Annotated in this window: 12 protein-coding genes; 4 read left to right on the top strand and 8 right to left on the bottom strand. The window is 67.6% G+C overall.

Going from position 1 to position 13,495, the window contains the following annotated elements; genetic code table 11:
• Positions 1-49: 49 nt before the first annotated feature.
• The 4 genes from lptB to DN412_RS04400 form a co-directional block, all read right to left on the bottom strand.
• Complete coding sequence (lptB, locus tag DN412_RS04415) at positions 50-850, bottom strand: LPS export ABC transporter ATP-binding protein (RefSeq protein ID WP_115013392.1); 801 nt, start codon at positions 848-850, stop codon at positions 50-52.
• Between the two features lie 57 nt (positions 851-907).
• Positions 908-1,555: a lipopolysaccharide transport periplasmic protein LptA gene (lptA, locus tag DN412_RS04410; protein WP_115013391.1), complete on the bottom strand. Its 648-nt coding sequence runs from the start codon at positions 1,553-1,555 to the stop codon at positions 908-910.
• A 125-nt stretch (positions 1,556-1,680) separates the two neighbouring features.
• Positions 1,681-2,310 carry an LPS export ABC transporter periplasmic protein LptC gene (gene lptC / locus DN412_RS04405; RefSeq protein WP_115013390.1) on the bottom strand — a complete coding sequence of 210 codons (630 nt, stop codon included), beginning with the start codon at positions 2,308-2,310 and terminating at the stop codon, positions 1,681-1,683.
• Positions 2,311-2,350: 40 nt separating this feature from the next.
• Positions 2,351-3,334: a KpsF/GutQ family sugar-phosphate isomerase gene (locus DN412_RS04400; RefSeq protein WP_078198446.1), complete on the bottom strand. Its 984-nt coding sequence runs from the start codon at positions 3,332-3,334 to the stop codon at positions 2,351-2,353.
• Positions 3,335-3,475: 141 nt separating this feature from the next.
• On the opposite strand from DN412_RS04400, the gene DN412_RS04395 reads away from it, so the two are divergent.
• Complete coding sequence (locus DN412_RS04395; protein ID WP_115013389.1) at positions 3,476-5,455, top strand: monovalent cation:proton antiporter family protein; 1,980 nt, start codon at positions 3,476-3,478, stop codon at positions 5,453-5,455.
• Between the two features lie 18 nt (positions 5,456-5,473).
• Here DN412_RS04395 and DN412_RS04390 read toward each other — a convergent pair whose 3' ends face one another.
• Both DN412_RS04390 and DN412_RS04385 read right to left on the bottom strand, forming a co-directional pair.
• On the bottom strand, positions 5,474-5,848 hold the full coding sequence (locus tag DN412_RS04390; RefSeq protein ID WP_115013466.1) for a ribbon-helix-helix domain-containing protein: 375 nt from the start codon (positions 5,846-5,848) through the stop codon (positions 5,474-5,476).
• Positions 5,849-5,950: 102 nt separating this feature from the next.
• The gene (locus DN412_RS04385; RefSeq protein WP_115013388.1) at positions 5,951-6,529 is read right to left on the bottom strand and encodes a DJ-1/PfpI family protein; all 579 of its coding nucleotides are present in this window, start codon (positions 6,527-6,529) and stop codon (positions 5,951-5,953) included.
• A gap of 204 nt (positions 6,530-6,733) precedes the next feature.
• On the opposite strand from DN412_RS04385, the gene DN412_RS04380 reads away from it, so the two are divergent.
• From DN412_RS04380 to DN412_RS04370, 3 genes are all read left to right on the top strand, one after another.
• Positions 6,734-7,306 carry an adenine phosphoribosyltransferase gene (locus tag DN412_RS04380; protein WP_013955479.1) on the top strand — a complete coding sequence of 191 codons (573 nt, stop codon included), beginning with the start codon at positions 6,734-6,736 and terminating at the stop codon, positions 7,304-7,306.
• Between the two features lie 43 nt (positions 7,307-7,349).
• Complete coding sequence (locus DN412_RS04375; RefSeq protein WP_115013387.1) at positions 7,350-7,961, top strand: LysE family translocator; 612 nt, start codon at positions 7,350-7,352, stop codon at positions 7,959-7,961.
• Positions 7,962-8,126: 165 nt separating this feature from the next.
• Positions 8,127-9,806 (top strand): Na/Pi cotransporter family protein, encoded by a 1,680-nt coding sequence (locus DN412_RS04370; protein WP_115013386.1) that lies wholly within the window; start codon positions 8,127-8,129, stop codon positions 9,804-9,806.
• Positions 9,807-9,976: 170 nt separating this feature from the next.
• Here DN412_RS04370 and DN412_RS04365 read toward each other — a convergent pair whose 3' ends face one another.
• Positions 9,977-10,462, bottom strand: a complete 486-nt coding sequence (locus DN412_RS04365) for an adenosine-specific kinase (protein ID WP_115013465.1) — start codon at positions 10,460-10,462, stop codon at positions 9,977-9,979.
• Between the two features lie 95 nt (positions 10,463-10,557).
• A complete protein-coding gene (uvrA, locus tag DN412_RS04360) occupies positions 10,558-13,422 on the bottom strand; it encodes an excinuclease ABC subunit UvrA (RefSeq protein ID WP_115013385.1) in 2,865 nt (954 codons plus the stop codon).
• Positions 13,423-13,495 lie beyond the last annotated feature (73 nt).

The raw sequence follows: 13,495 nt of genomic DNA, 5'->3' as shown, positions 1-13,495 counted from the left end.
CCGCGCACGCCCCGCCGGAATGCCTGCCCGCCAGGGGCAGGCCGTCATGTCACATGCGGAAATTCTCGCCCAGGTAGACGCGCCGCACGGCGTCATTGGCGATGATTTCCTCGGGCCGGCCCGCGGCCAGCACCGTGCCTTCGCTGATGATGTAGGCGTGGTCGCAGATGCCGAGCGTCTCGCGCACGTTGTGGTCGGTGATCAGCACGCCGATATTGCGCGCCTTGAGGAAGCTGACGATGCGCTGGATCTCGCCCACGGCGATCGGGTCCACGCCTGCGAAGGGCTCGTCCAGCAGGATAAAGCGCGGCGACGACGCCAGCGCGCGTGCAATTTCCACGCGGCGGCGCTCGCCGCCCGACAGCGACAGCGCCGGGTTGTTGCGCAGGTGCGCGATCTGCAGGTCGTCGAGCAGTGAATCCAGGCGGCGCTCGATCTCGGCCTTGGCCAGCGGCTTGCCCTTGTCCAGCTGCAGTTCCAGCACCGCGCGGATGTTCTCCTCGACGTTGAGCTTGCGGAACACCGAGGCTTCCTGCGGCAGGTACGACAGCCCCATGCGCGCGCGCTCATGGATCGGCAGGCCGCTGATATGGTCGCCGTCGAGCACGATATCGCCCTCGTCCAGCGCCACCAGGCCCACGATCATGTAGAACGACGTGGTCTTGCCCGCGCCGTTGGGGCCGAGCAGCCCGACCACCTCGCCGCTCTTCACGTCGAGCGAGACGTCCTTGACCACCGTGCGCGAGCCATAGCGCTTCTTCAGGTGGCGCACGACCAGCGTGCTGCCGCCGGGGAGAACGGTGGAGGCTTCGACGGAAGGCTTGTCGGCGATGGTTGCGGTATCGGTCATGGGCACAGTCAGGCGTTCGGGCGTATCAGGCGCGGGCGGGCGGGCCCGCGCCAGGCGTCAAGGTTTGTTGGCGGGCGCGGGTGCCGGCTTCAGGTCCAGCGGCGAGCCACCGCTGCCCGGGGTGCCGGCCTTCTGGTCCTGGCGCGGCGACAGCACCGCGCGCACGCGGCCCGACGGGTTGGCGGCCGCGGCGTCGCCGCTGCCGCCGGCAGCCGTGTAGAACTCCTTGCGGCTGTCGTAGGTCAGCACTGCGCCGCGGATTTCGTCGAGCAGCTTGGCGCCCTGCAGGCGCGCCATGCGGGCATTGCCGATCAGCTTGGAGAATTCCTGCTTGCCGTCGTATTCGATGCGGTCGCCCCAGCCGTCGATGTATTCGTCGACGCCTTCGCGCTTCTGCCGGATATAGGCCTGCCTGCCCGGCTTGGCGGTGGCCACCGCGAACTGATAGCCCTCGGGGTCGGTGCGCAGCTCGGCAGCGTCCGACTTCAGGATCATGGTGCCCTTGGTCAGCACCACGTTGCCGGTCAGCGTATAGATCTGCTTGACGTCGTCGTAGCTGGCGTTGTCCGCCTCCAGCACCATCGGCTTGTCGCGGTCCGCGCGCTCGGCAAGGGCAGGCTGGGCCAGCAGGCCGAAGGCCATGGCCAGTGCGAGCAGGGCGGGGGCGGTGCGTCGACGGGACGAAGTCGTCAGGGAAGCGGTCATGTTGGCAGGGTTGCTTGAGGGCGTCGGGATACGTGGTGGTGCGGTTTCATGCGGGTTCGCACGGGTTCGTGCCGGCCGCCGGCGCGTTCCGGCGCCGCGTGCGCGGTCCCCCGCAAGGCCAGGGTTCAGGACCCCGGCGTGCGGGCCGGGGACGGCCCGGTGACGATGGTGCCGCGTACGTTGCCGAGCAATTGTACTTCGCGGCTAACGTTGTTGAAGATCAGGCCGTTGGCGGTCATCACCGAGGGGCCGCGCATGAGCTTGACCGGCTTGTCGGTCTTGACGATGTCGTCGTTGACCAGCAGCTGGAAGTAGCTCGACGCCGCGGTCAGCTGCGGGTCCTTGGACGCGTCCGCGCCCTGCTGGCGCAGCACGAAGCCATTGCCGTACAGGTCGATCACCGAACCTTCGGCGTTCATGCGGCCGATGTCGGCGCGGGCGGTCACCGGCGGGCGCTCCGGCTGATATGCGCGCATGGCGGGACGCGTGACCTCGTAGGTCTGGTCGTCCTCGAAATGGACCATGCGATCGCCGGTGAAGCGGATCTTGGTGCTGCCGTCAGGCGCCAGCTCGGTGGCCGAGAAGCGGTCCATGAAGTAGTCAGGCTCGTGCTTCTTGGTGCTTTGCGCGGCCTGGTCTTCCTTGGGGGAGTTGATCTGGACCAGCCAGAACGTGCTGCCCGCCACGATGGCCATCAGCAGCAGCGGCAGCAGCCGCATGACGATGCCGCTGAGGGAGGCGAGGAGTGCCTGCATGTTGTCCTTGGCGTTGTGCCTGGTTGCCGGGCGCGCCCGCTCAGATGACCTTGGCGCGGGTCAGGTCGTGGATATGCAGCGCGCCGCTCAGGCGGCCGTCGTCATCCACCACCAGCAACTGGTTGATGCGGTTGGCTTCCATCACCTGCACCGCTTCCACGGCCAGCTGGTTCTCGTTGACCACGTGCGGGTTGCGGTGCATGACCTCGCCGATGGGCACGGTCTTCCAGTCGCGCGGGGTTTCCAGCAGGCGGCGCAGGTCGCCGTCGGTGAACACCCCGATGGCGTGCCCGTCCGGGTCCACCACCGCGGTCATGGCCATGCCCTTGCGGGTGATTTCCATCAGCGCCTGGGCCAGCGGCGTGTTTTCACGCACCTCGGGCACGGCGTTGCCGGTGCGCATCACGTCGCGCACATGGGTCAGCAGCTTGCGCCCAAGCGCGCCGCCGGGGTGCGAGCGGGCGAAGTCTTCCTCGCCGAAGCCGCGCGCGTCCAGCACCGCCACCGCCAGCGCATCGCCCAGCGCCAGCGCCGCGGTGGTGCTGGCCGTCGGCGCCAGGTTCAGCGGGCAGGCTTCCTTCTCGACCGCCGCGTCCAGGTGGACGTCGGCCAGCTTGGCCAGGTTGGAGTCGGGGTTGCCGGTGACCGAGATCAGCCGCGCGCCGATGCGCTTGACGATCGGGATGATCGACAGCAGCTCGCCGGTCTCGCCCGAATTGGAGAAGGCGATCAGCACGTCGTCGCGCGTGACCATGCCCAGGTCGCCGTGGCTGGCTTCGGCCGGGTGCACGAAAAACGCCGGCGTGCCGGTCGAGGCCAGCGTGGCGGCGACCTTGCGCCCGATATGGCCGGACTTGCCGATGCCCGAGACGACCACGCGCCCCGTGCATTGCAGGATCAGCAGCACGGCACGGGCAAAGTCGCCGTTCAGGCGTCCGGAAAGTGCGGAAACCGCGTCGGCTTCGGTCTGGAGAGTGTCGCGGGCGAGCCTGAGTGCTCGATCCGCATCGAAATTGGCTATCATGGCGACGAAGTATACCAACGAATGCGATGGCGCCTGGTCTGACCTACGGCGCACGTCGTGCTTGCCGTGCTCGCCGTATTTTGCCGGCAGGGTGCCCGTGCCGGGTCGGACGCGCGCCTGGCCGGTCACCCAGACCGCCTGATGCATTCTCCGCTGGAACTGACCCTGGTGCTGCTGGCCGCCGCCGTTTTCGGCGTGGTCGCATTCCGCATGTTGCAGCTGCCGCCGATGCTGGGCTACCTGGCCGTCGGCATCCTGATCGGCCCGCACGCGCTGGGGCTGGCCAGCGACACCGCGCAGACCAAGTACCTGGCCGAATTCGGCGTGGTCTTCCTGATGTTCTCGATCGGGCTGGAATTCAACCTGACCAAGCTGCGCTCGATGAAGCGGCTGGTGTTCGGCATGGGCGGCTCCCAGGTGGTGCTGTCGATGCTGGCGGTGGTGCCGGCAAGCTGGGCGTTCAACTGGCTGTTCCCGATGTCCTGGCAGGCGTCGGTGGCGCTGGGCGGGGCGCTGGCGATGTCTTCCACGGCGATCGTCTCCAAGATGCTCTCCGAGCGCATGGAGCTGGAGAGCGAGCACGGCCGCAATATCATCAGCATCCTGCTGTTCCAGGATCTGGCGGTGGTGCCGCTGCTGATCGTGATCCCGGCGCTGTCGCGCGATCCGGCCGACCTGATGGCGGCGCTGGGCCTGGCCATGCTCAAGATCGTGGTGGCACTGGGCGCCATCTTCTTCCTCGGCCAGCGCCTGATGAGCCGCTGGTTCCATGTGGTGGCGGCGCGCCGCTCGCAGGAACTGTTCATGCTGAACCTGCTGCTGGTGACGCTGGGCATGGCGGCGCTGACCGAGCGGCTGGGCCTGTCGATGGCGCTGGGCGCCTTCATGGCGGGCATGTTGATCTCCGAGACGCCCTACCGCCATCAGGTGGAAGAAGACATCAAGCCGTTCCGCGACGTGCTGCTGGGGCTGTTCTTCGTCACCATCGGCATGCTGCTCAATATCCGTGTGGTGCTGGACCACGCGTGGCTGGTGCTGGCGCTGCTGGTGGTGCCGATACTGTTCAAGCTGGTGCTGATCTCGGTGCTGGCGCGGGTCTTCGGCTCGCGCCAGGGCGTGGCCATCCGCACCGGGCTGGGGCTGGCGCAGGCGGGCGAATTCGGTTTCGTGCTGCTGAACCAGATCGACGGCCTGAACCTGGTCGACCCGGTGCTGATCCAGGTGATCCTGGCGTCGATGCTGCTGTCGATGCTGGCCGCGCCATTCCTGATCCAGTACAGCGACGCCATCGTGCTGCGCTTTGCCGCCAACGAATGGCTGATGCAGTCGCTGAACATGACCCGCATCGCCGCCCAGAGCCTGCAGACCGAGAAGCACGCCATCATCTGCGGCTTCGGCCGCAGCGGGCAGAACCTGGCGCATATGCTGGAGCGCGAGGGCATCAACTACGTGGCGCTGGACCTGGATCCCGACCGCGTGCGCGAGGCCGCCGCCGCCGGCGACACCGTGGTCTACGGCGACGCGGGCCGGCGCGAGGCGCTGATCGCCGCGGGCATCCACCGCGCCGCCGCGCTGATCGTCACCTATGCCAATACGCCCTCGGCGCTCAAAGTGCTGCACCACGTGCAGGAACTGGCGCCGGCGCTGCCGGTGATCGTGCGCACGGTGGATGATTCAGAACTGGACACGCTGCAGAAGGCCGGCGCCACCGAGGTGGTGCCCGAGATCATCGAGGGCAGCCTGATGCTGGCGTCGCACGCGCTGGTGCTGCTGGGCGTGCCGATGCGCCGGGTGGTGCGCGGCGTGCAGCAGGCGCGCGACGCGCGCTACAGCCTGCTGCGCGGCTATTTCCATGGCCGCGACGATGACGAGGACATGGTCGAGCGCGATTCGGTGCGGCTGCATTCCGTGTCGCTCGGGCCGCAATCCACCGCGGTGGGGCGGCGCCTGGGCGTGCTGGGGCTGGAGCGCATAGGCGTGGAAGTCACCGCGGTGCGCCGGCGCGGCATCCGCGCCTTCGACCCGCAGCCCGAGACCGTGCTGGAACCGGGCGACATCGTGGTGCTGCGCGGCCCGCCCGAAGCGCTGGAGGCGGCAGAGACGCGCATCCTGAACGGCTGAGCGGGGCCGCCGGATGCGTCAGTGCGGACGCGCCTCGACCCAGGATTCCGGCAGATTCTCCAGCACCGCGCGTGCGTCCAGCGAGCGGATCGGCACGCTGGTATCGGCCGGGATGCGGCCCTCGCCCTGCAACATCAGGTAACGCAGGCAGCACACGCGCAGGAAGGACGAGAAATTGCCCGCCACCGCCTCGCTGCCGCGATGTTCGGTCAGTTCATCGTGCAGGCGCGTGATCAGCTGGTTGACGGTCATGCCGTCGCGCTGCGCCAGTTCCTCCAGCACTTCCCAGAACAGGCTTTCCAGCCGGATGCTGGTGGCCACCCCGTGCAGGCGCAGCGAGCGCGACTGGCTCTGGTACGACTCCGGATTGGCGCGGATAAAGATTTCACACATGAATGCTCCCGTGCGGGCGGCGCTGCCGACAGGCATGTACACGATTCGCCGCATGGGGGCGAGCCGTGCCTTCACGCGTGGGGGCGCCGCGTGCGGAAAGCTCTAATGTACGATCCGCGTGCCCAGCACGGCAAGAAACTGCGCCAGCCAGGCCGGATGCGCGGGCCACGCCGGGGCGGTGACAAGGTTGCCGTCGGTATGGGCCTGGTCGACCGGGATATCGGCATAAGTGCCGCCGGCAAGCTTTACCTCGGGCGCGCAGGCCGGGTAGGCGGAGCAGGTCTTGCCTTCCAGCACGCCCGCCGCGGCCAGCAGCTGGGCGCCGTGGCAGACGGCGGCGATCGGCTTGTCGGCCTGGGCGAAGTGGCGCACGATCTCCAGCACGCGCGCGTTCAGGCGCAGGTATTCGGGGGCGCGGCCGCCGGGGATGACCAGCGCGTCGTACGCGGCCGGGTCGATCCCGGCAAAGGTCGCGTTCAGCGTGAAGTTGTGGCCGCGCTTCTCGCTGTAGGTCTGGTCGCCCTCGAAGTCGTGGATCGCAGTGGCGCAGGCGTCGCCCGCCTGCTTGTCAGGGCAGACCGCGTGGACGGTATGGCCGACCATCTGCAGTGCCTGGAACGGCACCATGGTTTCATAGTCTTCGGCGTAGTCGCCCACCAGCATCAGAATCTTCTTTGCCATCGCGGTCTCCTGTATGGTTACGGGTGTCCGGCGGGTGCCGGACACGGCCCGCCGGTCCTGGTAGCCTGTGCGGCCGGCAGGACCATTGTGCTGGCTACCCCGGCGGCGCGGGTGGTAACTGGTTACCGCGCAGGCCTGACCCTGGCCACGTCCTCCCTTTTTCTACCGGCGCGCGACGCCGCGCGCCTACCGTTTCCAGACCTTATGGCAGATTCCATCATCCAGTCCCCCGAACTCGGCGACGTCACCGGCTACCTGCGCGAGCGCATCCGGACCGTGCCGGACTGGCCCATGCCGGGCGTGATGTTCCGCGACATCACCCCGCTGCTGCAGAACCCCAAGACCCTGCGCGTGCTGATCGATGTCTTCGTGCACCGCTACATGGACGCGCAGCTGGACCTGGTCGCGGGCATCGATGCGCGCGGCTTTATCCTGGGCGCGATCGTCGCGTATGAACTGAACCTGGGCTTCGTGCCGATCCGCAAGAAGGGCAAGCTGCCGTTCCAGACCGTGGCCGAGGAGTACGAGCTGGAATACGGCAGCGCCACCGTCGAGATCCATGCCGATGCCTGCAAGGCCGGCGACCGCGTACTGCTGGTCGACGACCTGATCGCCACCGGCGGCACCATGATGGCCGGGCGCAAGCTGCTGGAGCGCCTGGGCGCGACGGTGGTGGAGGGCGCCGCCATCGTCGACCTGCCCGAACTGGGCGGCTCGAAGCTGCTGCAGGACGGCGGGCTGCCGCTGTTCACCGTGTGCAAGTTTGAGGGGCACTGAGCCGCGCTGACAGACCCGCACGATTTCCACGCAAGGAGACCCCATGCCTGACCTGCTGCTGTTCCTGCTGACTTCGATTGCCGTGACCGTGGCCCCGGGGCCAGACAACCTGCAAGTGCTGGCGCGCGGCATGGCGCAGGGACGGCGTGCCGGGCTGGTGGCGGCGCTGGGCTTTTCAGTCGGATGCCTGTTCCATACCGTGATCGCGGCGGTGGGGCTGGCGGCGGTGCTGCGCTCGTCACCGCTGGCGTTCCAGCTGATCAAGTACGCCGGCGCGGCCTACCTGATCTGGATCGGCATCCAGGCGCTGCGCGCCAGGGGCGGGCTGGCGCAGGGCGGTGAGGTCGATGCCGTGCCGCTCGCGCGCGTGTTCCGCCAGAGCGTGCTGGGCAACATGATGAACCCCAAGGTGACGCTATTCTTCCTGGTGTTCCTGCCGCAGTTCGTGCGTGCCGATGCCGCGCACCCGGGGCTGCAGTTCTTGCTGCTGGGCGCGGTCTTCATGCTGCAGACCGCGGTGGTGTTCTCGCTGTTCGGGCTGTGCGCCGGCTGGCTGGGCGCCTGGCTGCGCCGCCGCCCGGCCACCGGCCGCTGGCTGGACCGCGCCGCCGGGGCGATCTTCGTCGGGCTGGGGATCAAGGTCGCGCTGCCCTGAGCGCCGCCGCTGGCGGGTGTATGGGCGCGTTGCCTGTTGCCCGCACGCCGCACCCATGCCGTTGCCGCTGTGTGGTGACGGGCGCATAATGCCCCATTGACAACTACACGATGACCGGGCCGAGCCTCCAGGGTTCTGTCGGCACTGGTCACACAAGGGCGCACAATGGGCGTACTCCTTCACCTGTTATCAGGCGTTGCCCTGCTCGTCTGGGGCACCAACATCGTCAAGGTCGGCATCCTGCGCGTCTACGGCGCGAACCTGCGCCATGTCCTGTCGACCAGCGTCTCCAACCGCTTCACCGCCTTCCTCGCCGGGCTCGGCGTCACCGGGCTGGTCCAGAGCAGCAATGCCACCGCGGTCATCGTCAGCTCCTTCGTCGGCCAGGGCCTGATCGCCGTGGCGCCGGCGCTGGCCATCATGCTCGGCGCCAACGTCGGCACCGCGCTGATGGTGCAGGTGTTCTCGCTGGACCTGTCCTGGCTGTCGCCGCTGCTGATCTTCATCGGCGTGATCTGCCACCTGACCTGGAAGGGCAGCAAGCCCGGCCACGTCGGCCGCGTGCTGATCGGCCTGGGCCTGATCACCCTGGCGCTGGAACTGATCTCGATCGCGACCCGTCCCGTGGTGCAGGCCGCCGGCGTCAAGGTGCTGTTTGCCTCGCTGACAGGCGATTCGGGGCTGGACATGCTGGTCGGCGCCTTCCTGACCATCCTGTGCTATTCCAGCCTGGCCGTGGTGCTGTTCTGCGGCGCGCTGGCCTCGGCCGGCGTGGTGTCGATCCACGTGGCGCTGGCGCTGGTGCTGGGCGCCAACCTGGGCTCGGGCATTTCGGCGCTGCTGACCACCTCGGGCAACAACCAGCCGGGCAAGCGCGTGACGCTGGGCAACCTGCTGTCGCGCCTGCTGGGCTGCCTGGTCGCGCTGCCGCTGCTGAACCAGGCCGAGGAGTTGCTGGCGCTGGTCGATCATGACCCGCAGCGGCTGATCGTCAATTTCCACCTGCTGTTCAACGTCACGCTGGCCGTGCTGCTGCTGGGCGCCACCGCGCCGCTGGCGCGGCTGTGCGAGCGCGTGCTGCCCGGGCGCAATACCGGCGAAAGCCAGGTCACGCCGCGCCACCTCGATACCGCCGCGCTGTCCACGCCCACACTGGCGCTGTCCAACGCCGCGCGCGAGGTGCTGCGCATCGGCGACCGCATCGAGCAGATGCTGGACAACATGCTGCGCGTGCTGCGCACCAACGACGCCAAGCTGGCCACCGCCACCTGCCGCATCGACAACGAAGTGGACGACCTCTACACCGCGATCAAGCTCTACCTGACCCGCATCAGCCTGGAAGCGCTGGACGAGCGCGACGGCCAGCGCTGGACCGAGATCATCTCGCTCACCATCAACCTGGAACACGCGGGCGACATCATCGAGCGCATCCTGCTCGATACCAAGGACAAGAAGATCGCCCACAACCTGATGTTCTCCGAGGCCGGCATGCAGGAGATCGCCGAGATGCACGCGCGCCTGGTCGCCAACCTGCGGCTGGGCTTGTCGGTGTTTCTCAATGGCGACCTCAAGAGCGCGCAGGCACTGATGGCGGAGAAGGCCAACTTCCGCGAGCTGGAGCGCAAGTACGCGCGCACCCACCTGCAGCGCGTGGCGGTGCAGACCGCCGAGAGCATCGAGACCAGCTCGCTGCACCTGGACGTGATCAGCGAACTGAAGCGCCTGAATTCGCTGTTCTGCGCCACCGCCTATCCGGTGCTGGAACAGGCCGGCGTGCTCAACCGCAGCCGCATGAAGGAAGACGAGTTGCCGCCGGTGCCACGGGTGCAGGCGGCACAGCACTGAGCAGCGGCGCTAGTGTCCTGAATCGCAAGTTCGTTGCATAAGTCTGCCGATAAGCTGCACGATCCGTCGTCGCGAAGGCTCGCAAGGCTCCAGCCTTGCTGCGCTTCGCTCCTAGGCTCGCGCACCTTCTCGACAGACTTATTTCTGCAACGAACTTCCGACTCAGGACACTAGAGCTTGTAGCCAATCATGCGCAACAGCGCCTTGCGCTCGGCCACATCGGCATCGGTTTCGATGCCCAGTGGCGAGGCGCCATCGATTACGCCCATCACGCCGCGTCCGGCATCGGTCTGTGCGACAAGCACCTCGGTCGGATTGGCGGTGGCGCAGAAGATGCGGCACACCTCCGGCACCGCCCGCACCGCGGCCAGCACGTTGACCGGAAAGTAACCGTCCCCGAGGAAAATCAGGAAGGTATGCCCGGCGCCGATGGCGCGGGCGTTCTCGCAGGCGAGGTCGATCAGGCCCTCATCGGTGCCGGACCAGCGCACCAGGCGCTTGCCCGAGGCCTCGCAGAACGCCAGCCCGAAGCGGATGCCCGGCACGGTGCCGGCCAGCGCCTCGTGCAGGTCTTCAACGGTCTTGATGAAGTGCGACTGGCCGAAGATGAAGTTGGTGGCTTCCGGCTTGGTGACCGGCACGACCGACAGTTCCATGGCAGGCTCCCGCATGGCGGCAGGGCTTGCCGCCATCGGGTTCATGGTAGGGCGCGGGGTGGCGAAAGCAAGCCGCGCGGGGCGGCCACACCCGTTCAGGCCCGCTTGAGCAGCGGCGCCAGGTACTTGCCGGTAAAGCTCGCCTTGCTCCTGGCGACATCCTCCGGCGTGCCGCGCGCGATCACCTGGCCGCCGCCGGCGCCGCCCTCGGGGCCCATGTCGATCAGCCAGTCGGCGGTCTTGATGACGTCCAGGTTGTGCTCGATGATGACCACGGTGTTGCCCTGGTCGCGCAGCTTGTGGATGACCTTGAGCAGCAGTTCGATATCGTGGAAGTGCAGCCCGGTGGTGGGCTCGTCCAGGATATAGAGCGTGCGCCCGGTATCGCGCTTGGACAGCTCCAGCGACAGCTTGACGCGCTGTGCCTCGCCGCCCGACAGCGTGGTCGCCGACTGGCCCAGCCGAATATAGCCCAGGCCCACGTCCAGCAGCGTCTGCAGCTTGCGCCGCACCACCGGCACGGCGCTGAAGAACTCGTGCGCCTGCTCGACGGTCAGCTCCAGCACCTCGGAGATGTTCTTGCCCTTGTACAGGACCTCCAGCGTCTCGCGGTTGTAGCGCTTGCCGTGGCAGACATCGCACGGCACATAGATGTCGGGCAGGAAGTGCATCTCGACCTTGAGCACGCCATCGCCCTGGCAGGACTCGCAGCGCCCGCCCTTGACGTTGAACGAGAAGCGGCCCGGATCGTAGCCGCGCTCCTTGGCCGACGGCACGCCGGCGAACAGCTCGCGGATCGGCGTGAAGAGGCCCGTGTAGGTGGCCGGGTTGGAACGCGGGGTGCGGCCGATCGGGCTCTGGTCGACGTTGATGACCTTGTCGAAGTGCTCCAGCCCCTCGATGCGGTCGTGCGCCGCCGGTTCCGCCGTGGAGCCGTACAGGTGGCGCGCCACCGCGTGGTAGAGCGTGTCGTTGATCAGCGTCGACTTGCCCGAGCCGGACACGCCGGTGATGCAGGTCAGCAGGCCAACCGGCACCTCGGCGGTGACATTGCGCAGGTTGTTGCCGCTGGCGTTGACGATGCGCAGCAGCCGTTCGTCGTCCGGCGCGGCCCGCTTCGACGGCACCTCGATGCGCCGCTGCCCCGACAGGTACTGCCCGGTCAGCGAGGCCGGCGAGGCCTCGATCTGCTGCGGCGTGCCTTCGGCCACGATCATGCCACCGTGCACGCCGGCGCCCGGGCCGATATCGACCACGTAGTCGCAGGCGCGGATCATGTCCTCGTCGTGCTCGACCACCAGCACCGAGTTGCCGATATCGCGCAGGTGCTTGAGCGTGCCGATCAGGCGGTCGTTGTCGCGCTGGTGCAGCCCGATCGAGGGCTCGTCCAGCACGTACATCACGCCGGTCAGGCCCGAGCCGATCTGCGACGCCAGCCGGATGCGCTGGGCCTCGCCGCCCGACAGCGTATCGGCGCTGCGTTCCAGCGACAGGTAGTCCAGCCCGACATTGTTCAGGAAGTTCAGCCGCGCGGAGATCTCCTTGACGATCTTGTCGGCGATCTCGCGCTTGGCGCCGTGCATGTCCAGCGTCAGGAAATACGTCAGCGCGTCGCGCAGCGGCCAGCCGTTGATCTCGAAGATCGCGCGCGCCTGCTCGCCCTCGCCCAGCTTGACGTGGCGAGCCTCGGTGCGCAGGCGGGTGCCGTGGCAGGCGGGGCAGGGCTGGTTGTTCTGGTACTTGGCCAGCTCCTCGCGCACCGCGACCGAATCGGTCTCGCGGTAGCGGCGCTCCAGGTTGGGTATGATCCCTTCAAACACATGCTCGCGCACGGTGGTGCGGCCGCGCTCGTTCATATAGGTGAACGGGATCTCCTGCTCGCCCGAGCCGTGCAGCACCACCTGCTGCACATTTTCCGGCAGGTCTTCGAACGCGGTCTCGGTGTCGAATTCGTAGAACGCCGCCAGGCTTTGCAGCATCTGGAAGTAGAACTGGTTGCGGCGGTCCCAGCCCTTGATCGCGCCCGAGGCCAGCGACAGGTTGGGGAAGGCCGCCACGCGCTTCGGGTCGAAGAAGGTGATCTGGCCCAGCCCGTCGCAGCTCGGGCATGCACCCATCGGGTTGTTGAAGGAGAACAGCCGCGGCTCCAGTTCCTGCAGCGAATACGAGCAGATCGGGCAGGCAAACTTGGAGCTGAACATATGCTCCTTGCCGCTGTCCAGTTCCAGCGCAAGCGCGCGGCCATCGGCCAGGCGCAACGCGGTCTCGAACGACTCGGCCAGGCGCTGCTTGATGTCGGCGCGCACCTTGACGCGGTCCACCACCACTTCAATGGTGTGCTTCTCGGTCTTCTTCAGTTTGGGCAGCGCGTCGACCTCATAGACCTTGGCCTCGGCCTCGTGCGCGGCGCCGCCGCCCGAGCGGATGCGAAAGCGCACGAAGCCCTGGGCCTGCATGCTGTCGAACAGGTCCATGTGCTCGCCCTTGCGGTCGGCTACCACCGGCGCCAGGATCATCAGCTTGGTGTCTTCCGGCAGCGCGAGCACGGCGTCGACCATCTGCGACACGCTCTGGGCCTGCAGCGCCAGGTTGTGGTCCGGGCAGTAGGGCGTGCCGGCGCGGGCGTACAGCAGGCGCAGGTAGTCGTGGATCTCGGTGACGGTGCCCACCGTCGAGCGCGGGTTGTGGCTGGTGGCCTTCTGCTCGATCGAGATCGCAGGTGACAGGCCCTCGATCAGGTCCACGTCCGGCTTTTCCATCAGCTGCAGGAACTGGCGGGCGTAGGCGGACAGCGACTCCACGTAGCGGCGCTGGCCCTCGGCATAGAGCGTGTCGAAGGCGAGCGAGGACTTGCCCGAACCCGACAGGCCGGTGATCACGATCAGCCGGTTGCGCGGCAGGTCGAGATTGATGTTCTTCAGGTTGTGGGTACGCGCCCCACGGATCTTGATTTCTTCCATATGCCGAAAAGTCGTCGCCAGACAGGCCGCCTTGCCAGCCTGAAAGGGCTGGCAGGGCTGTCTGAAGGAATCG

This window comes from Cupriavidus lacunae (genome assembly GCF_003353055.1).
GTDB lineage: Bacteria > Pseudomonadota > Gammaproteobacteria > Burkholderiales > Burkholderiaceae > Cupriavidus > Cupriavidus lacunae.
This window is presented reverse-complemented; position numbering and strand designations above follow the sequence as displayed.

Coding starts and splice junctions, on each gene's coding strand:
- DN412_RS04380 (WP_013955479.1), top strand. CDS start 6,734: ATGGCAGATTCCATCATCCAGTCCCCCGAACTCGGCGACGTCACCGGC.
- lptC (WP_115013390.1), bottom strand. CDS start 2,310: ATGCAGGCACTCCTCGCCTCCCTCAGCGGCATCGTCATGCGGCTGCTG.
- DN412_RS04390 (WP_115013466.1), bottom strand. CDS start 5,848: ATGTGTGAAATCTTTATCCGCGCCAATCCGGAGTCGTACCAGAGCCAG.
- lptA (WP_115013391.1), bottom strand. CDS start 1,555: ATGACCGCTTCCCTGACGACTTCGTCCCGTCGACGCACCGCCCCCGCC.
- DN412_RS04395 (WP_115013389.1), top strand. CDS start 3,476: ATGCATTCTCCGCTGGAACTGACCCTGGTGCTGCTGGCCGCCGCCGTT.
- uvrA (WP_115013385.1), bottom strand. CDS start 13,422: ATGGAAGAAATCAAGATCCGTGGGGCGCGTACCCACAACCTGAAGAAC.
- DN412_RS04365 (WP_115013465.1), bottom strand. CDS start 10,462: ATGGAACTGTCGGTCGTGCCGGTCACCAAGCCGGAAGCCACCAACTTC.
- DN412_RS04370 (WP_115013386.1), top strand. CDS start 8,127: ATGGGCGTACTCCTTCACCTGTTATCAGGCGTTGCCCTGCTCGTCTGG.
- lptB (WP_115013392.1), bottom strand. CDS start 850: ATGACCGATACCGCAACCATCGCCGACAAGCCTTCCGTCGAAGCCTCC.
- DN412_RS04375 (WP_115013387.1), top strand. CDS start 7,350: ATGCCTGACCTGCTGCTGTTCCTGCTGACTTCGATTGCCGTGACCGTG.
- DN412_RS04385 (WP_115013388.1), bottom strand. CDS start 6,529: ATGGCAAAGAAGATTCTGATGCTGGTGGGCGACTACGCCGAAGACTAT.
- DN412_RS04400 (WP_078198446.1), bottom strand. CDS start 3,334: ATGATAGCCAATTTCGATGCGGATCGAGCACTCAGGCTCGCCCGCGAC.